Genomic DNA, 19,292 nt, shown 5'->3' on the forward strand with positions numbered 1-19,292 from the left:
CACATGACGCCCGCGGTGAGCGCGGCCGACATCGCACCGACGGCCTACGCCTGGCAGATCCAGGCCACCGGGCTGAAGGTCAGGGTTGGCAGGAAACGAATGGCCGTCGACGGGCTCGACCTGTCGCTCGGCACCGGCGTACACGGCCTGCTCGGCCCCAACGGGGCGGGCAAGACCACCCTCATCCGGGCGCTGGCCACCGTACTGCGCCCCGCCGGGGGCACCTTGGAACTGCTCGGCACGTCCGTGGGCGGCATGGGGGAACACCGTGCGCTGCGCCGCCGGATCGGCTATCTGCCGCAGGAGTTCGGCTACTACAAGCGCTTCACGGTGCGCGAGTTCGTCGAGTACATGGCGTGGCTGAAGGAGGTGCCCAAGGCGGACATCCCCGCGGCGGTCCAGCGCGCCGTGGAGCGGGTCGGCCTGGCGGACCGCGCCGACGAGCGGATGAAGGCCCTGTCCGGCGGCATGGTGCGGCGGGTGGGCATCGCCCAGGCCATCGTCAACGACCCGTCGATCCTGCTGCTCGACGAGCCGACGGTCGGCCTGGACCCGGCGCAGCGGCTGCGGTTCCGCGAGCTGCTGCAGCAGCTCGGTACGGACACCTGTGTGGTCGTCTCGACCCACCTGGTGGAGGACGTCGCCGCCGCCTGCACCGACGTGGTGCTCTTCGCCGAGGGCCGGCTGGTCTTCCAGGGCGCCCCGGACGAGCTGGCCGCGGCGGGCGGCCCTGGGCACGTGGGCGACAGCCCGCTGGAGCGCGGCTACTCGGCACTGCTGCAGGACCCCGAGCAGGGAAGGGGCAACTGGTGAACCTCCGTGTCCTGCGCATCGAACTGAGGCGCTCCGTCGCACCGTGGGCCGGGGCCGTGGTCCTGGCGGCCGCGCTGGCGTTCCTGTACCTGATCCCCGGTCCGTGGTGGAAGGGCACCGCGATGTGGACCAACCAGTGGACGCCCATGGCCCTGTGGACCCGCTCCCTGCTGTACTACCTCTGGCCGCTCGCCGTCGGGTTCGGAGCGCTGCAGGGCCTGCGCGACCACCGCTCGAAGATGTCCGAGCTGCTGACGAGCACACCGAGGCCCGTCCGGCACCGCGCGGCCACGCTGACGGGCACGACGGCGATCACGCTGGCCTCGGCCTTCACGCTCCTCGTCCTCGTGGGCGCGGTCCAGGTGCCCGGCAACACCGAGTACACGCACCTCGGGTGGCTGCCCATCTCGCTGGTGGGGGCGCTCTCCCTCGTCGCGGGTGCCGTACTGGGCATGGGGGCCGGGCGAACCCTGCCGTCCGCGCTCACCCCGCCCGCGCTGGCCATGGGCGCCTTCGTGTTCACGGCCCTCATGCACACGTCGCTGGGCCGGACACGGACGACCACGACCGCGGAGGTCCCGAGCACGGAGCCGAACCTGGTCTCCCTGCTGTCACCGGCCGTGCAGGAGGTGCGCGACGCACTCGTCACGCTCTCCGCCTCCGTGCACGTCGGGCAGACGGTCTGGCTGCTCGGCCTGGCCGTGACCGGCTTCGCGCTGCTGGTCGCCGCGACCCCGCGCGCCCGGCTTCTCGCCCTGACGCCCGTCCTGGCGGGCGTGGCGCTCGCCCTGCTCGTCCTCCCCTCCGACCCGCGCCGGATGTATGTCGTCGACGAGGCAGCGGCGGAGCTGGTGTGCGACGGCCCGGTGTGCGTGACCACGATGCACCAGGAGCGACTCGACGACCTGGCGGGCCCGGGTAAGGAGGCACTGCGCCTGCTGCGCGGCGCCCTGGGCGACCAGGCGCCGGTCGCGGTCCGGGAGAACACCGCCGTACTGCCGCACGGCGCCATGCCGCAGTGGTCCCGCACGACCGTTCTCTTCGACTTCGACGACGAGATCATCGCCGCCGCGCAGGGCGAGGAGCTGACCCGGGCCCTGATCGCCGAAGCCATGGTGCCGGGGTGCTCCCCCGTCGGCTGGACCAGCGTGGGGCGGGACACGTTCGCGCGGACCGTCGCGGTGGGCTGGGTCCTCGGGGACCTCACGTCACTTCCCGGCACGGAGCCGGCGAGTTGGCGCCGCGAGGTCGACGCCGAGTCCCGCCCGGCGTGGAAGGAACTCAAGGCGCTGCCGCGGGACGAACAGCTCGCGCGGATCAACGCGATGCGCGCCGCCGCGTTCTCCTGCGAGGGCGACGCGTTCCAGGCGCTGAACGGCGGTGCGTCCCGGTGAGATGGCTGACCCTGTACGCGCGTTCCCGTCAGGTACCGGCTTCGCTCGCCGCGGTGGTGATCAGCGCGGTGGCGGTGTGGGCGCTCGCCCGGGACGGGGGCGAGGGGCCCGGGGATCCGCGGCTGCCCGTACTCGTCCTCGCCACGGGGGTGATGGCGGCCTCGATCGGGCTGGGCGGGCAGGACCTCGCGCTGGACCGGACGGCCGCGATCCGTTGGGGGCCCCGCAGAGCGGCGCACGTGCTGCTCGCCGGCGCGGTCGTCGCCACGGTGCTGCTGACCGTGCGGACCGTGGGCGCGGACCCGGCCACCACCGCGTTCGTGGTCCGGGACAGCGCGGGCCTGATGGGATTGGCTGCCCTGGGCGCGGCGCTGTCGGGCGGCCAGTACGCGTGGACGCTGCCGTTCGCCTGGCTCTCGCTCTCGTTCTTCGCGCCGCCCCCGACGAGTGTGCCGATGCAGGTGGCGACCTGGATGCTGCTGCCACCCGGCACGGCAGCGGGCACCTGGACGGCCCTGGCCCTCACGGTCACCGGCACCGCGGCCTACGCCGTCGCGGGACCGAGACGGTAACCGGTCCGAGCTTCTTCACGGTCCCGTTCACCGGCACCTGGATCAGGCAGCCGAAGAGGGTGTACCGCATGCGTAGGGGCCCGGTCAGCAATCTTGACCGGGCCCCTCACATACCGCCGTTGACCAGCGGATCCACCTCTGAGCCGCCTTCGGGATTCGAACCCGAGACCTACGCATTACGAGTGCGTTGCTCTGGCCATCTGAGCTAAGGCGGCGCGCTGTGTGCACCATGGTGCGATCAGCAACGCCGGTAAGTCTACACAGTTTCCGAGGGTGCTTCGTACCGGCCCCGGAGGCGGGTCGGAGGGGCTGCCTCCGGGGTAGTGGCACCGGCTATGAGCAGCGCTTCCCGTCCGCGGGCGGCCTCCCGTGGAGCAGATAGGCGTTGATCGCGGAGTCGACGCAGGCGCTGCCGCGGCCGTAGGCGGTGTGGCCGTCGCCCTCGTAGGTCAGCAGGCGGGCCGAGGAGAGCTGGCCGGCCAGGGCCTCGGCCCAGCGGTACGGGGTCGCCGGGTCCCGGGTGGTGCCGACGACCACGATCGGGGCCGCGCCCTTCGCCTCGATGCGCCGCGCCTCCCCCGTGGCCCGCACCGGCCAGTACGCGCAGTTCAGCGAGGCCCACGCGAGGCCCTCGCCGAAGACCGGGGACGCCTTCTCGAAGTCGGGGAGCGCCCGCCGCACCTCGTCCGGGGAGTCGAACGCGGGCGGGAGGTCGAGGCAGTTCACGGCCGCGTTGGCGAACATCAGGTTGGTGTAGCCGCCGTCGGCGTCACGTTCGTAGTAGCTGTCGGAGAGGACGAGGAGTCCGGCGCCGTCGTTCTCGCGCATCGCGGCGGTCAGCGACTCGCGCAACTGCGGCCAGGCGCCCTCGTCGTACAGGGCGGCGATCACGCCGATCGTCGCCAGCGACTCGGTGAGCCTGCGGCCGTCGGCGTCGCCGGTGGGAATCGGCCGGGCGTCGAGGCCGTCGAAGAACGCCTTGAGCTTCTTGCCGGCCTGCCCGGGACCCGCGTCCCGGCCCCCGAGGGGGCAGTCGCTCCGCCGTACGCAGTCCTTGGCGAAGGCGGTGAACGCCGTGTCGAAGCCCGCCGTCTGCTCGAGATTGAGCCGCCGCGCGGGCAGCGAGGGGTCCATCGCGCCGTCCAGGACGAGACGGCCCGCGCGGTTCGGGAACAGCCCCGCGTACGTCGCCCCGAGGAAGGTGCCGTACGAGGCGCCGACGTAGTTCAGCTTCTCGTCGCCCAGCGCGGCCCGCACGATGTCCATGTCGCGGGCCGCCTCGATGGTGGACACGTGGCGCAGCAGCTTCGGCGCGTCCGCCCCGCAGCCCTCGGCGAACTTCTTGTACGCCGCGACCAGCGCGTCGGTCTCCTTCGCGTCGTCCGGTGTGCCGTCCGTGCGTGTGTACGTGTCCATCTCGGGCCCGTCCAGGCACTCGACGGGTTCGCTGCGGGCCACGCCCCTGGGGTCGACGGCCACCACGTCGTAGCGGGCGCGCACGTCGACCGGGTACCCGATCCCGGCGTACGCCTGGGCGTAGCCGATCGCCGAGCCGCCCGGGCCGCCGGGGTTGACCAGCAACGAGCCCAGCCGCTTCCCCGGGCCCGTGGCCTTCTTGCGGGTGACGGCGAGACGGACGTCACCCGCGGACGGTTCGGCGTAGTCGAGCGGGGCCTTCAACGTGGCGCACTGGAAGCCGGGGACACCGCAGTCGCGCCAGGCCGGCTTCTGCTCGTAGTACGGCGTGAGGGCCGCGGGTGTGGAGCGGGGCAGGGGGGCGAGGGCGGCCGCCTCCTCCACAGCCGCCTCCTCCGCAGCCGCCGCCGAACCGGAACTCGTCGCGCTCCCGGAGGAGCAGCCGGAGACCAGCAGCGCGGCGGCGGCGAGCAGACAGGCTCGGGTACGGGTTCTGCGGAGAATGCTCCTTGTGTACATACCGTGAGCGTAACCCTGTGCAACGACATGAGTGCTTTACGTGCATGCCGCGCCTCGTACGAGTGACGACATCAAGCTGTCGGCGCGGCGGCCCCGGAGGTTTCCTCAGCCGGCTCTGAGGGCCATCGCCATCGCCTCCACCGCGAGGAGCGGGGGCACATTGCGGTCGAGGGCCTCGCCGCACGCGGCGATCGCCTCGATGCGGCGGAGTGTGGCTTCCGGGGAGCTGCCGCGGGCCAGTCGCTCCAGCGCGTCCTCGGCGTCCGCGTTGGCGAGGGCGATGCGGGTGCCGAGCTGGAGGGCGAGGACGTCGCGGTAGAAGCTGGTCAGGTCGGTCAGGGCGACGTCCAGGCTGTCGCGCTGGGTGCGCGTTCTGCGGCGTTTTTGCATGTCCTCCAGTTCCTTGACCACGCCTGCCGTGCCGCGCGGCAAGCGGCCGCCCTGGGCCGCGCCGAGGGCCGCCTTCAGTTCCTCGGTCTCCTTGCCGTCCATCTCCTCGGCGAGCTGCTTGGCATCCTCGGCGGCGGCGTCCACGAGCTCCTGGGCGGCCTTGAGCGCGCCGCCGATGTCCTCGACCCGCAGCGGGAGCTTCAGCACGGCGGCCCGGCGTTCGCGGGCGGCGGGGTCGGTGGCCAGGCGGCGGGCCCGGTCGACATGCCCCTGGGTGGCACGGGCGACGGCGGCGGCGACGTCCGGCTCGACGCCCTCGCGTCGTACGAGCATGTCGGCCACGGCGTCCACCGAGGGCGTGCTCAGGTTGAGGTGACGGCAGCGGGAGCGGATCGTCGGCAGGACGTCCTCGATGGAGGGGGCGCACAGCAGCCAGACGGTGCGGGGGGCGGGCTCCTCCACCGCCTTGAGGACGGCGTTGGCGGACTTCTCGTTCAGCCGCTCGGCATCCTCGACGAGGATCACCTGCCAGCGGCCGTTCGCCGGGGAGGTGAACGACTTGCGGACGGTGTCGCGCATGTCCTTCACGAGGATCTCCGACCCGACGGCGGCGACCGAGGAGACGTCGGCGTGGGTACCGACCAATGCCGTGTGACAGCCGTCGCAGAAACCGCAGCCGGGGGATCCGCCGAGGGCGCGGTCGGGGCTGACGCACTGGAGCGCGGCGGCGAAGGCTCGCGCCGCCTGGTTGCGCCCCGCGCCGGGCGGGCCCGTGAACAGCCAGGCGTGCGTCATCTTCGACGCCTCGGGCGGGGGCGCGTCGGTCGCCACGGCGGTGACGAGCGCGTCGGCGTCCCGGGCGGCGGCGGCGAGCTGCTCGCTCACCCGCTCCTGCCCGACGAGGTCGTCCCACACGGTCATGGGTCAGCCCGCCCTTCCGTCACATCCGCCACGTCCGTCCTTCGGGATCCATTGTGCGGGTGGGCACTGACAACGGCCGGACCCCGGGCCCGGTGAGCGCGACCGGTCCCGGGACCGGTCGGCGCCGACGGCTCAGGAACCGGTCGGCGACGGCGCCCCCGGGACCGCTCAGCGCCGACGGCCCCGTCCGCCGTCCTCGTCGTCGCGCGGGCCCAGCAGCTCGTCCGCCAGCGTCGGCAGATCGTCCAGCGGGGTCTCCTCGGCCCAGTCGGAACGCTGCCGGCGTCGGCGGGACGGGCCTTCGGGATCGACCTGCGGCAGCTCGCGCGTACGGTCCTGAGGACCTTCGGGTCCGTCGTGACCGTCGGATCCGCCGTGACCGTCGTACCCGCCGTGACCGTCGTACCCGCTCGCCTGACGCTCGTCCCGGAAGTAGCCGGGCGGAACGCGGTCCGCGGGCCCCTGTTCGTCGCCGCGCACCGGAGGCAGCACCGCCGTCTCGTCCGCGGCACCCGGCGCCACGGACGGCAGCACCGCCGTCTCGTCGGCCGCGCCCGTCGGAACCGGCGGCTTCGGAAGCTCGGTCGTCACCTCGGCGTCGGACACACCGGAGGCGCCGGACCGCCGCCCGGCGGCCTCGTCCGGCACCCGGGGCAGCACCGCCGTCTCGTCCACCGGCCCGCCCGACACGTTCGTCGGCGTCACCACCGGCGTCGGCACGGTCGCCGCGTCCTCGGCCGGCCGGGCGGCCCCGGTCCCGCTCCTGGAGGACCGTGGGTCCACGGCGGGGGCACCCGTCACCTTCGGTCCCGCCTCCGCCGCGGCCGCTGCCCGTTCGGCCAGCCGCCGGGCCTCCTCCGCGCGCAGCAGCGCCTCCTCGGCCTCGCGCTGCTTCGCCATGCGCAGTGCCTCGGCCTCGGCGCGCAGCCGCTCCTCCTCCTCGGCCTGCTTGCGGCGGCGTTCCTCCTCGGCCCTGCGGCGGGCCTCCTCCTCGGCGCGCGCCTTCTCCTCGGCGAGCAACCGCTGACGCTCCTCCTCCGCACGCCGGCGCGCTTCCTCGGCCCGCTGCCGGGCCTCCTCCGCCTGCCGTTCGGCCTCGCGCCGCTGCGCCTCCTCCAGCTCGCGCCGCTTGCGCTCCTCCTCCTCGGCGCGCAGCCGCGCCAGCTGCTCCTGGCGCTCGCGCTCCAGGCGCTCCTCCTCGGCCTTGCGGGCCGCCTCTTCCTCCGCCTTGCGGCGGGCCTCCTCCTCGGCCTTGCGACGGGCTTCCTCGCGGGCCTCGATCTCGGCCTCGGACAGCGGCAGCACGTGGTCGAGCCGGTGCCGGACCACCGCGGTGACCGCCTCCGGTTCCTGGCCGGCGTCGACCACCAGGTAACGGCCGGGGTCGGCCGCGGCCAGCGTGAGGAAGCCGGCCCGCACGCGCGCGTGGAACTCGGCGGGCTCCGACTCCAGCCGGTCGGGCGCCTCGGTGAAGCGCTCCCGCGCGGTCTCCGGCGCCACGTCGAGGAGCACCGTCAGGTGGGGGACCAGCCCGTTGGTCGCCCAGCGGTTGATGCGGGCGATCTCGGTCGGCGACAGATCGCGCCCCGCGCCCTGGTAGGCCACCGAGGAGTCGATGTACCGGTCGGAGATGACGACCGCGCCCCGCTCCAGGGCCGGCCGTACGACGGTGTCGATGTGCTCGGCCCGGTCCGCGGCGTACAGCAGCGCCTCCGCGCGGTGCGAGAGACCGGCGCTGGAGACGTCCAGCAGGATGGAGCGCAGCCGCTTGCCGACCGGTGTCGCCCCGGGCTCGCGGGTGAGCACGACCTCGTGGCCCTTGGCCCTGATCCACTCGGCGAGCGCTTCGGCCTGGGTGGACTTCCCGGCGCCGTCGCCGCCCTCCAGGGCGATGAAGAAGCCGGCGGCGGCGGGTGCCTGCTCGGGGTCGTCGCCGCCGAGCAGCGCGTCGCGCAGGTCCTGCCGCAGCGGCACCCCGGACCGGTCGTCGACCTTGGCCAGTACGAGCGCGGCCACCGGCAGCAGCAGGGCGCCCACCAGCATCAGCGTGAACGCGGCGCCGCCGTGTGCGAAGACGAACCGGCCGTTCTCCAGCCGGTGCGGCCCGATGCCCGCGGCCACGACCGGGGCGATCACCGCGCCGAGTGCCACGAGGACCCGGACCGCGGCGTGCAGATGCCCGGTCGTGCGGGCCCGGCGCTGGTCCTCGGTCTCCTGGTCGAGCAGGGTGTGCCCGGTGTTGGCGGCCATGCCCGCGCCGACGCCGGCCAGCGCCATGATCAGCAGCACGCTGGTGACGTCCGGGACGAGTCCCGCGGCCAGCAGCGCGACACCGGTGAAGGCGAGGGTCAGCGCGAGCAGCCGGCGGCGCGACAGGGCCGGCAACAGGGCGGGCGCCGTGCGGATGCCGATGACGACACCGCCGGTCAGCGCGCCGACCAGCAGGCCGTAGAGCACGGGGCCGCCGCCCAGGTCCTTGGCGTGCAGCACCGACACGGCGACCGCGGCCGACACCGCGCCGGCGACGGACGCGGACGCGAGCACCAGCAGCGGCATCGCACCGGTGCGGCCCTTCTCGGCGCCGGCGACGCTCTTCGGGCGGCGCAGCCCCTCCAGCGGCGACCGGGGGCGGGGGGTGCGCGTGCCGGGCAGTTCCAGGAAGGTCAGGACGGACAGCGACGCGGCGAACAGTCCGGCCGCGACGTACGAGGCGAGGGCCGCCCGGTGTTCCCCGAACCAGTCGATGCCCGTGCCCAGCAGGTTGTTGAACAGGGCCGCGACGACGAGCGTGACGGCCGCGAGCGGTATCGCCACGAAGCTCGTACGCAGCGACAGGCGGCGCAGCGCGTCCATGTGGTCGGGCAGCGGCCGCACGGTCGCGCCCTCCGGGGGCGGCGCGGGCAGCAGCGCGGGCGCGGCGCTCTCACGGCACACCGTCCAGAACCGCTCGGCGACACCGGTCACGAAGGCGGTGACGAGGAGGACGGCCAGCGCGTCCTCGGGTGTCCAGTCGATCCACAGCGGCGCCACGATGAGCAGCGCCGCCCGCAACCCGTCCGCGCCGACCATGGTCCAGCGGCGGTCCAGCGGGCCGTCCTGCGAGGTGAGCGAGGTGAGCGGGCCGAGGAGCACGGCGCCGAACAGCAGCGTCGCCAGGATGCGCACCCCGAAAACGGTCGCCACTGCGAACGCCGCTCCCCGGTAGCCCCCGCCGAAGGAACCTTCGGCGACCGCCGCCTGAAGGGCGAGGAGGACCAGCACCAGGAGGGCGAGGACGTCACCGACCCCGCCCACGAGCTGTGCGCTCCACAGGCGTTTCATCTGCGGCCGGCGCAGCAGGGCGCGGACGGCGCGCTCTCGGGAGTCCGCGACAAGCGCGTCGTCGGGGGCGGGTGGTGGGGCCGTCGGGGGCTCGGCTCGCGTCATGCGTTCAGCCTATCGGCCCGCGCCGACAGCCCGGCACGACGCGCCTGACATGCACACGCCCCGACACCGAAGTGTTGCCGGGGCGTTCGCATTCCGAACCCTTGGCGAAGATCCCCGGGCGGGGATCCCGGGAGGACTCAGTCCTCCGCCGCGTTCGAGGCGGTCGCCTTCTTGGCGGCGGTCTTCTTCGCCGTCGCCTTCTTCGCGGTCGTGGTCTTCTTCGCCGCGGTCTTCTTGGCGGCCGTCGCCTTCTTCGCCGGCGCCTTCTTGGCCGCCGTCTTCTTGGTGGTGGCCTTCTTCGCGGTCTTCTTGGCGGGGCCCTTCGCCCGCTTCTCGGCGAGCAGCTCGAACCCGCGCTCCGGCGTGATCGTCTCGACGCTGTCGTCGGAGCGCAGGGTCGCGTTGGTCTCGCCGTCGGTGACGTACGGGCCGAAGCGGCCATCCTTCACCACGACGGGCTTCTCGCTCACCGGGTCGGTGCCCAGCTCCTTCAGCGGCGGCTTGGCCGCGGCACGACCGCGCTGCTTGGGCTGGGCGTAGATCGCCAGCGCCTCCTCCAGCGTGATCGTGAAGAGCTGCTCCTCGGACTGCAGCGACCGCGAGTCGGTGCCCTTCTTCAGATACGGCCCGTAGCGGCCGTTCTGCGCGGTGATCTCCTGGCCCTCGGCGTCGGCGCCGACCACCCGCGGAAGCGACATCAGCTTCAGCGCGTCGTCGAGGGTCACCGTGTCCAGGGACATCGACTTGAAGAGGGACGCCGTGCGCGGCTTGACCGCGTTCTTGCCGGTCTTCGGCGTTCCCTCGGGCAGGATCTCCGTGACGTACGGGCCGTAGCGGCCGTCCTTGGCGACGATCGCGTGGCCGGTCGCCGGGTCGGTGCCCAGCTCGAAGTCGCCGCTCGGCTTGGCGAGCAGTTCCTCGGCGAGCTCGACGGTCAGCTCGTCGGGTGCCAGGTCGTCCGGGATGTCGGCGCGCTGGTGCTGCTCGGTGTCCTTCTCGCCGCGCTCGATGTACGGGCCGTAGCGCCCGACCCGCAGCACGATGTCGCTGCCCACCGGGAACGACGACACCTCGCGCGCGTCGATCGCGCCCAGGTCGGTCACGAGCTCCTTGAGGCCGCCGAGGTGGTCCCCGTCGCCGTTGCCGGCGTCGGCCGCGTCGCCGTTGCTGGCACCCTCGCCGAAGTAGAACCGCTTCAGCCACGGCACGGCCCGCGCCTCGCCGCGCGCGATGCGGTCGAGGTCGTCCTCCATCCTGGCCGTGAAGTCGTAGTCGACGAGCCGGCCGAAGTGCTTCTCCAGCAGGTTGACCACGGCGAAGGAGAGGAAGGACGGCACCAGGGCGGTGCCCTTCTTGAACACGTAGCCGCGGTCGAGGATCGTGCCGATGATCGACGCGTACGTCGACGGGCGGCCGATCTCCCGCTCCTCCAGCTCCTTGACCAGCGACGCCTCGGTGTAGCGGGCCGGGGGCTTGGTGGCGTGCCCGTCGACCGTGATCTCCTCGGCGGTGAGGGCGTCGCCCTCGCCGACCTGCGGCAGCCGGCGCTCGCGGTCGTCGAGCTCGGCGTTCGGGTCGTCGGCCCCCTCGACGTACGCCTTCAGGAAGCCGTGGAAGGTGATCGTCTTGCCGGACGCGCTGAACTCGACGTCCCGGCCGTCGGACGCCCTGCCACCGATCTTCACGGTGACGGAGTTACCGGTGGCGTCCTTCATCTGCGAGGCGACGGTCCGCTTCCAGATCAGCTCGTACAGCTTGAACTGGTCGCCGGTCAGCCCCGTCTCGGCGGGCGTACGGAAACGGTCGCCCGAGGGACGGATCGCCTCGTGCGCCTCCTGCGCGTTCTTGACCTTGCCCGCGTAGGTGCGCGGCTGCGGCGGGAGGTAGTCGGCGCCGTACAGCTGTGTGACCTGGGCGCGGGCGGCGGCGATCGCCGTCTCGCTCAGGGTCGTCGAGTCCGTACGCATGTAAGTGATGTAGCCGTTCTCATACAGCTTCTGCGCGATCTGCATGGTGGCCTTCGCGCCGAAGCCGAGCTTGCGGCTCGCCTCCTGCTGCAGCGTCGTCGTACGGAACGGGGCGTACGGCGAGCGGCGGTACGGCTTGGACTCGACGGAGCGGACGGAGAACCGCGTGCTCTCCAGGGCGGCGGCCAGGGCGCGGGCGTTCGCCTCGTCGAGGTGGAGGGTGTTCGCGCTCTTCAGTTGTCCCAGGGAGTCGAAGTCGCGGCCCTGTGCGACGCGCCTGCCGTCGACGGTCTGCAGCCGGGCGACAAGGGACGACGGGTCGCTCGCGTCCCCGGCCCGGCCGGTCGCGAAGGTGCCCGTGAGGTCCCAGTACTCAGCGGAACGGAAAGCCATGCGCTCGCGTTCCCGCTCCACCACCAGCCTGGTGGCGACGGACTGGACACGGCCGGCGGACAGCCGGGGCATGACCTTCTTCCACAGGACCGGCGAGACCTCGTAGCCGTAGAGCCGGTCGAGGATGCGGCGGGTCTCCTGGGCGTCGACCAGCTTCTGGTTGAGCTCGCGCGGGTTGGCCACGGCCTCGCGGATCGCGTCCTTGGTGATCTCGTGGAAGACCATCCGCTTGACGGGGATCTTCGGCTTGAGCACTTCCTGCAGGTGCCAGGCGATGGCCTCGCCCTCGCGGTCCTCATCGGTGGCGAGGAAGAGTTCGTCGGACTCCTTCAGCAAGTCCTTGAGCTTCTTGACCTGGGCCCGCTTGTCCGCGTTGACCACATAGATCGGCTGGAAGTCGTGGTCGACGTCCACACCGAGGCGGCGGACTTCGCCGGTGTACTTCTCGGGCACTTCCGCGGCACCGTTGGGAAGGTCGCGAATGTGCCCGACGCTCGCCTCGACGATGTAGCCAGGGCCGAGATAGCCCTTGATCGTCTTCGCCTTGGCAGGCGACTCGACGATGACGAGTCGGCGGCCGCCCTTCGCGGTCTCGCTGGTCGGGGACAACTTCGCTCTTCTCTCCGGTCGACGCTGGGGCCTCCCCAGGCGATCCCCCGGGGTCGGGTCATGGTGACGCTGCGGAGTGTGACGGTACATCCCGCCCCCGTGTCAAACGGGAAAAGCCCGCAACGGCCACTCGAACGGTAACCCGACTACCGCCGTTCCTGCCGCCCGGAGTGTCCAGACTCCGCCCGCCCTTATGCGGAGCGCGATCTACCGGTTACCGGGAGCGGCTGTGCTCCGTCGCTCCTCACAGGCGGGTGAAGCACCATGCGCCGAGGGCCAGGGAGATCATCGCGGCGAGTCCCGCGACGGTGACCGATGCGACGGGGCTCACACCCTGGGCGACGGGTCGGTGCTGCCGCGCGCGGGTCACGGTCCAGGCCAGCAACCCTGCTCCGAACAGGCAGAACACCATCCCCGCGAAGATCGCCGGTCCACTCTCCATGGCCCCCGGCCCCCTCTTTCCCGTGCGCTGGTACCGGCCCGAGGGGGACGCTGCCACGCCCGGGCGGCGGGCGGGCGAACCGAAGGTGAACGCGGGGGCCGCGGGCCGGAGCGAGTGGGCCGGAACCGGCCCGGAATCTCCACGACGGAGATTTCCGGATCGATGGGAAAAGGCCGGGCGGCGACTGGTGCCCGTGTGAAAGCTGCGGCTTATGACAGTGATGTGATTTATGGGACCATCGCGGCCCGCCCCCGCTTCCCGACCCGCGCACCTCAGCCGGCCGGCTCCAGGAACCCCTGTTCCACCAGCAGCCGGATCTGGGTCGGCGTACGGTCGCGCAGCAGCACCGGGTCCTCGCCCAGGAGCTGGGCGATGGCGTCCAGGATCCGGCCGGCGCTCATCGTGCCGTCGCACACGCCCGCGAAGCCCGCGCCGATGGTGTCCACCCGGGTGGCCCGGCGCATCCCGCGGTTCTGGCGCAGCACGACGTGCTCGGGGTCCTCGGCGCCGGGCAGCCCGACCTGTTCCTGCACGACCTCGGAGGCCAGCCTGAAGTGTGCCTCCAGCAGCGCCGCGTCGTCGTGCGCCCGCAGGTAGTCGAGCCGCTCGAAGTGCGCCCTGACCGTCTCGCCGAGCGGCTGCTCGACCGGGTGCGGCCACTCCTCCACGGTGACCGACGGCACGGCGGAGCCCGACTTGCGCAGGGTGATCCAGCCGAAGCCGACCGCCGTCACCTTGCGTGCCTCGAACTCGTCCAGCCACGCGTCGTAGCGCGCCCGGTACGCGGCCGGGTCCCCGCGGTGGTCGCCCGCGTCCCGCAGCCACAGTTCGGCGTACTGGGTGATGTCCTGCACCTCGCGCTGCACGATCCACGCATCGCACCCGCGAGGCACCCATGACCTGAGTCTGTCCTGCCAGTCCTCCCCTTCGACGTGCTGCCAGTTGGCGAGGAACTGCGCGAACCCGCCCTCGTTCAGCCGTTCCCCCGCCTCTTGAACGAGCACCCGGCACAGATCGTCCCCGCCCATCCCGCCGTCGCGGTAGGTGAGCCGCGCCCCCGGCGAGATCACGAAGGGCGGGTTGGACACGATCAGGTCGTACGTCTCGTCGTCCCGGACCGGCGTGAACAGCGACCCCTCACGCAGGTCGGCGGCCGGGACCCCGGAGAGGGCCAGGGTCAGCGCGGTGATGTGCAGCGCGCGCGGGTTGACGTCGGTGGCCGTCACGCGCGTGGCGTGCCGGGCGGCGTGCAGCGCCTGGATGCCGGAGCCGGTGCCGAGGTCGAGCGCGGAGGCCACGGGCGTACGGACGGTGATGCCGGCCAGGGTCGTGGACGCCCCGCCGACGCCGAGCACGACGGCTTCGTCCCGGCTGCCGATGCCCCCGGCGCCGCCGACCGCGCACCCGAGATCGGAGACGATGAACCAGTCCTCGCCGGCCGGCCCGCCGAACGGGCGCACGTCCACGGTCGCGGTGACCCGGTCCGCGTCGGCGCGCTCCAGCCACCCGCTCTCCAGGCAGACGTCGACGGGCAGCACCTCCGCCGCGCGCGCGTGCGCGACGGGCTGCTGCAACAGGAACAGCCGTACGAGCAGCTCCAGCGGTGTGTCCCCGCGGGTCACCCGAAGGGCGGGCACGGTCTCGCTGCGGGCCAGCGCCGCGTACGCGGGAGCGCCCAGCAGTTCGAGCAGTCCGTCGGCGGTGAAGGAGGCTCCGAGCAGTGCGTCCCGTAGCCGGGCGGCGGCTTCGGGACGGTCGGACGAGGGCAGGGGCGGCAGGCTGGCGTCACTCACACCCTCCATTGTGGCCGCCGCCCTCACCCGGCGCCCCCGCGGCCACTGTCGCGGCGTCAGCTCTTCGTGGCCTGCGCCGTCGCGGTGGCCGTCTGGCAGCTGGACTGCCGGGACATCGCCGAACCGACCTCGCCCTCCTCCAGCGCGCTGAGGGCGTTGCTGCCGCTCTTGCTCAGCTTGTCCAGCTCGGAGGCGATGTCCTTGAGGCCGTCGGCGAACTTCGCCTGGTCGTCGGTGTCGAGGCCGTCGACCTGCTTCTTCAGCGAGGCGTACGACGCGGAGATGCCGTTGAGCTCCTTGACCGCGTCCGTCTGCTTCTTCTCGCCGTTCTCGACGTCCGGAGCCCCGGCCTTGGTCACGGCGGCACCGATCGCCTTGTAGGCGTCGGACATGTCCTGGAAGGCCTTCGAGTCGACCTTCTGGACCTCGTCCGGCGTGCTGTTGTCCGAGGTCTCCTTCTGGATGGCGGCGTTGGCCGATCTGATCTTCGCGGCCTGCGGCTGCACGGCGTCGCAGACCTGCTTCGCCCAGGCGTCCAGCTTTTCGTTGGTGTCGTCGCCGCCGCACCCCGTCAGCGCCAGTACCAGTACCGCACCGCCGGACAGTGCGGCCGCGAGCTTCTTGTTCACCGGATTGGTCCCTTCCATGGCTCTCGGCCCCGGAACATACACGCCAGATGGGCTACACCCACCCGCCGAACGTCCGCTAAGACGCATTTGAAGCCATTTGCACCAAGCGAGATAAGGCTCACGGCCGGGGCGTGCGCGCCCAGGGAAAGGGCGGGCACCGCGTCACAACGCGCTGCCCGCCCACACCTTGACGTGGCGTTCACTGCCCTTCTCTAGGAAACCACCGCCGGATCGGCCGACTTGGGCTTCGGCTCGGAGTTGTCCTCGTCACCCACGGTGATGCCGCGCCGCTTGGACACGTACACCGCGCCGACGATCACGGCCAGCGCCAGGACCGCGATGAGCACCCGCATCCCGATGCTCCGGTCCGCCCCGTAGGAGAACTCGATGACCGCGGGCGCGATGAGCAGCGCCACCAGGTTCATCACCTTCAGCAGGGGGTTGATCGCGGGTCCCGCGGTGTCCTTGAAGGGGTCGCCGACGGTGTCGCCGATGACGGTGGCCGCATGCGCCTCGCTGCCCTTGCCCCCGTGATGGCCGTCCTCGACGAGTTTCTTCGCGTTGTCCCACGCGCCACCGGAGTTGGCGAGGAACACCGCCATCAGCGTGCCCGCGCCGATCGCACCCGCGAGGAAGGATCCCAGGGCGCCGACGCCGAGCGTGAATCCGATGAAGATGGGCGCCATCACGGCGAGCAGACCGGGTGTGGCGAGCTCCCGCAGGGCGTCCTTGGTGCAGATGTCGACGACCTTGCCGTACTCCGGCTGCTCGCTGTAGTCCATGATCCCTGGCTTCTCGCGGAACTGCCGCCGCACCTCGAAGACCACCGAACCCGCCGACCGCGACACCGCGTTGATCGCCAGCCCCGAGAAGAGGAAGACGACCGCCGCGCCCGCGATCAGACCGACGAGGTTGTTGGGCTGGGAGATGTCCATCATCAGGCTCATCGGTGCGCCCTCACCGCTGAGCTTCTCGCCCACCTCCCGCGCGCCGGTGGTGATGGCGTCCCGGTACGAGCCGAACAGCGCCGCCGCCGCCAGTACGGCGGTGGCGATCGCGATGCCCTTGGTGATGGCCTTGGTGGTGTTGCCGACCGCGTCCAGGTTCGTGAGCACCTGGGCGCCCGCACCCTGGACGTCGCCGGACATCTCGGCGATGCCCTGCGCGTTGTCGGAGACCGGACCGAAGGTGTCCATGGCGACGATCACACCGACCGTGGTGAGCAGTCCGGTGCCCGCCAGCGCCACCGCGAACAGCGCCAGCATGATCGACGTACCGCCGAGCAGGAACGCCCCGTACACGCCGAGGCCGATCAACAGGGCGGTGTAGACGGCGGATTCGAGACCGATCGAGATACCGGCGAGGACGACGGTGGCCGGACCGGTGAGCGAGGTCTTGCCGATGTCCCGCACGGGACGCCGGGTGGTCTCGGTGAAGTAGCCGGTGAGCTGCTGGATCAGGGCGGCGAGCACGATGCCGATGGCCACCGCGACGAGCGCGAGGATCCGCGGGTCGCCGTCCCTGCCCTGGATCGCCGCATCGGTGACGCCGTCGAGGTCGGCGTAGGACGACGGCAGATAGACGAACACCGCGATCGCGACCAGGACGAGCGAGATCACCGCGGAGATGAAGAATCCCCGGTTGATCGCGCTCATGCCGCTGCGGTCGGCTCGTCTCGGGGCCACCGCGAAGATACCGATCATCGCGGTGAGGACACCGATCGCGGGCACCAGCAGCGGGAACGCCAGCCCCGCGTCGCCGAACGCCGCCGAGCCGAGGATCAACGCGGCCACCAGGGTCACGGCGTACGACTCGAACAGGTCGGCCGCCATGCCCGCGCAGTCGCCGACGTTGTCGCCCACGTTGTCGGCGATGGTCGCGGCATTGCGCGGATCGTCCTCCGGAATGCCCTGCTCGACCTTGCCGACCAGGTCGGCGCCCACGTCGGCGGCCTTGGTGAAGATGCCGCCGCCGACCCGCATGAACATCGCGATCAGCGCGGCACCGAGCCCGAATCCCTCGAGCACCTTCGGCGCGTCGGCCGCGTACACCAGCACCACGCAGGTGGCGCCCAGCAGGCCGAGGCCCACGGTGAACATGCCGACGACGCCGCCCGTACGGAAAGCGATCTTCATCGCTTTGTGCGAGACGGCGGTGAGATCCTTTTCCGGCTCACCTTCGGCCGGAGTGGCTTCGCGTGCCGCCGCCGCGACCCGCACATTGCTGCGCACGGCGAGCCACATACCGATATAGCCGGTGGCCGCCGAGAACGCCGCTCCGATCAAGAAGAACACCGACCTTCCGGCACGCTGATTCCAGTCGTCCGCGGGCAGCAGCATGAGCAGGAAGAACACGATCACGGCGAATACGCCGAGGGTGCGCAGCTGCCGGGCCAGATAGGCGTTCGCGCCCTCCTGGACCGCTGCGGCGATCTTCTTCATGCTGTCGGTGCCCTCGCCGGCCGCGAGTACCTGGCGCACCAGGACTCCCGCGACCACCAGCGCCGCCAGCGCGACGACGCCGATGACCACCACGAGCAGGCGGTTGTCATCGGTCAGCACGGCGGCTGCGAGGGATGTGGGTTGGCCCGACTCATGTGAGATGGAAAGCCCCGCCATTCGTCCTCCTTGACGCTTGGGCTGAGCTCAAGATGTGGACGGGATTGTAGGTACCGGAACCTGATCAAAACAGAGCGCGTGAAATGTAAATGGCCTGCAACCACTCTTCCTCAATGATCGCAGGACCATCGTCGACCGGAAATCGGTAATGCCTTCGGAGCATTCACGTGATCGCATTTTCACGAGGCGATCGATCGTGAAGGAATTCACGCGATCAATCGCACGAGACCACTGTAAGCACGATTACCGGCACCCGCACATGCCGAAGGGCCCCACGAGGGGGCCCTTCGGGAAAAACAGTCGCCGTCCGAGTGAACCGGATCAGGCGAGGAGGGTGGCCGGCGGCGCGGTCGGCCACCGCATGCGGATCGATCCGCCCTGCTCCCCTGCGCTGACCTCGACATCGTCGACGAGGCCGCTGATGACCGCGAGGCCCATCTCGTCCTCCTCGGTCTCCTCGGCATCGCCGGACGCCCGCTCACCTGGGGCCGCGTGGGGCGCCTCGTCGCCGACCTCGATGGAGAACTGCTTCTCCTCCTCGATCAGCAGCACCTTCACGGGTGCCGAGATGCCGCCGTTCTGGTGCAGTCCCACGGCTCTGCTGCACGCCTCGCCGACAGCGAGCCTGACCTCGTCGAGGACGGCCTCGTCCACTCCGGCCCTGCGCGCAACCGCCGCCGCCACGAGTCGGGCGGTCCTGACATGCTCGGGCAGCGCGCTGAAGCGGAGTTCAACGGTGGCCATGCATCCCCCTCGCAACTACGGGCGTGCTGTGGAGAGGCCGGGCCGCCGAAAGCCCGGCCCGCCTCCTGGTTCGCTTCTGCCGCCCGGGCGCTTCGGCCCGGACCGGGGTGGTCAGTCAGTGGCCGCCACCGCTTCCTCGACCGAGGTGTGGATCGGGAACACCTTGGTGAGGCCGGTAATACGGAAGATCTTGAGAATGCGCTCCTGGTTGCAGACCAGGCGCAGCGAGCCCTCATGGGCACGAACGCGCTTCAGGCCGCCGACCAGCACGCCGAGTCCGGTGGAGTCGAGGAAGTCCACACCTTCCATGTCGACGACAAGGTGGAAACTGCCGTCGTTCACCAGCTCGACCAGCTGCTCGCGCAGCTTGGGCGCGGTATATACGTCGATTTCGCCACCGACCCTGACGATCGTGCGATCGCCCATGGTCTCGGTCGACAGGGACAGGTCCACGGATCCTCCAGCACCTAGCTATCGAGCGGTCGCCCTTGGGGCATCTCGGCCAAGCCCCCGGGACGGTTCGCCAGCCGCGATGGCATTCAATCACTTACCTCGATCTTTCTTGACGGTCCGCCGACGGAGTCGGCGGACCGTTTCGCTTTCGGTGGCTGATGCCGGGCAGACCGACAGCCCGAGTGTCGCGTCG

Annotated in this window: 13 protein-coding genes and 1 tRNA gene; 3 read left to right on the top strand and 11 right to left on the bottom strand. The window is 71.5% G+C overall.

Going from position 1 to position 19,292, the window contains the following annotated elements:
* The first annotated feature begins 3 nt into the window (after positions 1-3).
* Genes IE178_RS29390 through IE178_RS29400 form a run of 3 tightly spaced genes read left to right on the top strand, consistent with a single transcriptional unit; the run spans position 4 to position 2,779 of the window.
* Positions 4-813, top strand: coding sequence for an ABC transporter ATP-binding protein (locus tag IE178_RS29390; RefSeq protein ID WP_318280315.1), 810 nt, complete (start codon positions 4-6; stop codon positions 811-813).
* Positions 810-2,207, top strand: coding sequence for a hypothetical protein (locus IE178_RS29395; protein ID WP_193514398.1), 1,398 nt, complete (start codon positions 810-812; stop codon positions 2,205-2,207). Before IE178_RS29390 ends, IE178_RS29395 begins: the two co-directional genes overlap by 4 nt.
* Positions 2,204-2,779: a hypothetical protein gene (locus tag IE178_RS29400; protein WP_184765068.1), complete on the top strand. Its 576-nt coding sequence runs from the start codon at positions 2,204-2,206 to the stop codon at positions 2,777-2,779. Before IE178_RS29395 ends, IE178_RS29400 begins: the two co-directional genes overlap by 4 nt.
* A 141-nt stretch (positions 2,780-2,920) precedes the next feature.
* On the opposite strand, the gene IE178_RS29405 is transcribed toward IE178_RS29400, so the two are convergent.
* The 11 genes from IE178_RS29405 to bldG form a co-directional block, all read right to left on the bottom strand.
* Positions 2,921-2,994 (bottom strand) — tRNA-Thr (locus IE178_RS29405).
* Positions 2,995-3,112: 118 nt separating this feature from the next.
* Positions 3,113-4,714: an alpha/beta hydrolase gene (locus tag IE178_RS29410; protein WP_193514399.1), complete on the bottom strand. Its 1,602-nt coding sequence runs from the start codon at positions 4,712-4,714 to the stop codon at positions 3,113-3,115.
* A 105-nt stretch (positions 4,715-4,819) separates the two neighbouring features.
* A complete protein-coding gene (locus IE178_RS29415; RefSeq protein WP_193514400.1) occupies positions 4,820-6,025 on the bottom strand; it encodes a DNA polymerase III subunit delta' in 1,206 nt (401 codons plus the stop codon).
* A 168-nt stretch (positions 6,026-6,193) separates the two neighbouring features.
* Positions 6,194-9,451 (bottom strand): dTMP kinase, encoded by a 3,258-nt coding sequence (gene tmk, locus IE178_RS29420; RefSeq protein ID WP_193514401.1) that lies wholly within the window; start codon positions 9,449-9,451, stop codon positions 6,194-6,196.
* 137 nt (positions 9,452-9,588) lie between these two features.
* A complete protein-coding gene (topA, locus tag IE178_RS29425) occupies positions 9,589-12,420 on the bottom strand; it encodes a type I DNA topoisomerase (RefSeq protein WP_193514402.1) in 2,832 nt (943 codons plus the stop codon).
* Positions 12,421-12,664: 244 nt separating this feature from the next.
* The gene (locus tag IE178_RS29430; RefSeq protein WP_184765063.1) at positions 12,665-12,862 is read right to left on the bottom strand and encodes a hypothetical protein; all 198 of its coding nucleotides are present in this window, start codon (positions 12,860-12,862) and stop codon (positions 12,665-12,667) included.
* A 272-nt stretch (positions 12,863-13,134) separates the two neighbouring features.
* Positions 13,135-14,664, bottom strand: coding sequence for a DUF7059 domain-containing protein (locus IE178_RS29435; protein ID WP_193514403.1), 1,530 nt, complete (start codon positions 14,662-14,664; stop codon positions 13,135-13,137).
* 47 nt (positions 14,665-14,711) lie between these two features.
* Positions 14,712-15,302: a small secreted protein gene (locus IE178_RS29440; protein WP_184765061.1), complete on the bottom strand. Its 591-nt coding sequence runs from the start codon at positions 15,300-15,302 to the stop codon at positions 14,712-14,714.
* Between the two features lie 194 nt (positions 15,303-15,496).
* Complete coding sequence (locus tag IE178_RS29445; RefSeq protein WP_193514404.1) at positions 15,497-17,902, bottom strand: sodium-translocating pyrophosphatase; 2,406 nt, start codon at positions 17,900-17,902, stop codon at positions 15,497-15,499.
* Between the two features lie 321 nt (positions 17,903-18,223).
* Positions 18,224-18,646: an ATP-binding protein gene (locus tag IE178_RS29450; protein WP_184765059.1), complete on the bottom strand. Its 423-nt coding sequence runs from the start codon at positions 18,644-18,646 to the stop codon at positions 18,224-18,226.
* Positions 18,647-18,757: 111 nt separating this feature from the next.
* Positions 18,758-19,099: an anti-sigma factor antagonist BldG gene (gene bldG, locus IE178_RS29455; protein WP_003991900.1), complete on the bottom strand. Its 342-nt coding sequence runs from the start codon at positions 19,097-19,099 to the stop codon at positions 18,758-18,760.
* Positions 19,100-19,292 lie beyond the last annotated feature (193 nt).

Origin of the sequence: Streptomyces griseoloalbus (assembly GCA_014650015.1) — a bacterium.
GTDB lineage: Bacteria > Actinomycetota > Actinomycetes > Streptomycetales > Streptomycetaceae > Streptomyces > Streptomyces griseoloalbus.

Coding starts and splice junctions, on each gene's coding strand:
- IE178_RS29450 (WP_184765059.1), bottom strand. CDS start 18,646: ATGGCCACCGTTGAACTCCGCTTCAGCGCGCTGCCCGAGCATGTCAGG.
- IE178_RS29440 (WP_184765061.1), bottom strand. CDS start 15,302: ATGGAAGGGACCAATCCGGTGAACAAGAAGCTCGCGGCCGCACTGTCC.
- IE178_RS29435 (WP_193514403.1), bottom strand. CDS start 14,664: ATGGAGGGTGTGAGTGACGCCAGCCTGCCGCCCCTGCCCTCGTCCGAC.
- IE178_RS29445 (WP_193514404.1), bottom strand. CDS start 17,902: ATGGCGGGGCTTTCCATCTCACATGAGTCGGGCCAACCCACATCCCTC.
- IE178_RS29410 (WP_193514399.1), bottom strand. CDS start 4,714: ATGTACACAAGGAGCATTCTCCGCAGAACCCGTACCCGAGCCTGTCTG.
- IE178_RS29390 (WP_318280315.1), top strand. CDS start 4: ATGACGCCCGCGGTGAGCGCGGCCGACATCGCACCGACGGCCTACGCC.
- IE178_RS29430 (WP_184765063.1), bottom strand. CDS start 12,862: ATGGAGAGTGGACCGGCGATCTTCGCGGGGATGGTGTTCTGCCTGTTC.
- IE178_RS29415 (WP_193514400.1), bottom strand. CDS start 6,025: ATGACCGTGTGGGACGACCTCGTCGGGCAGGAGCGGGTGAGCGAGCAG.
- tmk (WP_193514401.1), bottom strand. CDS start 9,451: ATGACGCGAGCCGAGCCCCCGACGGCCCCACCACCCGCCCCCGACGAC.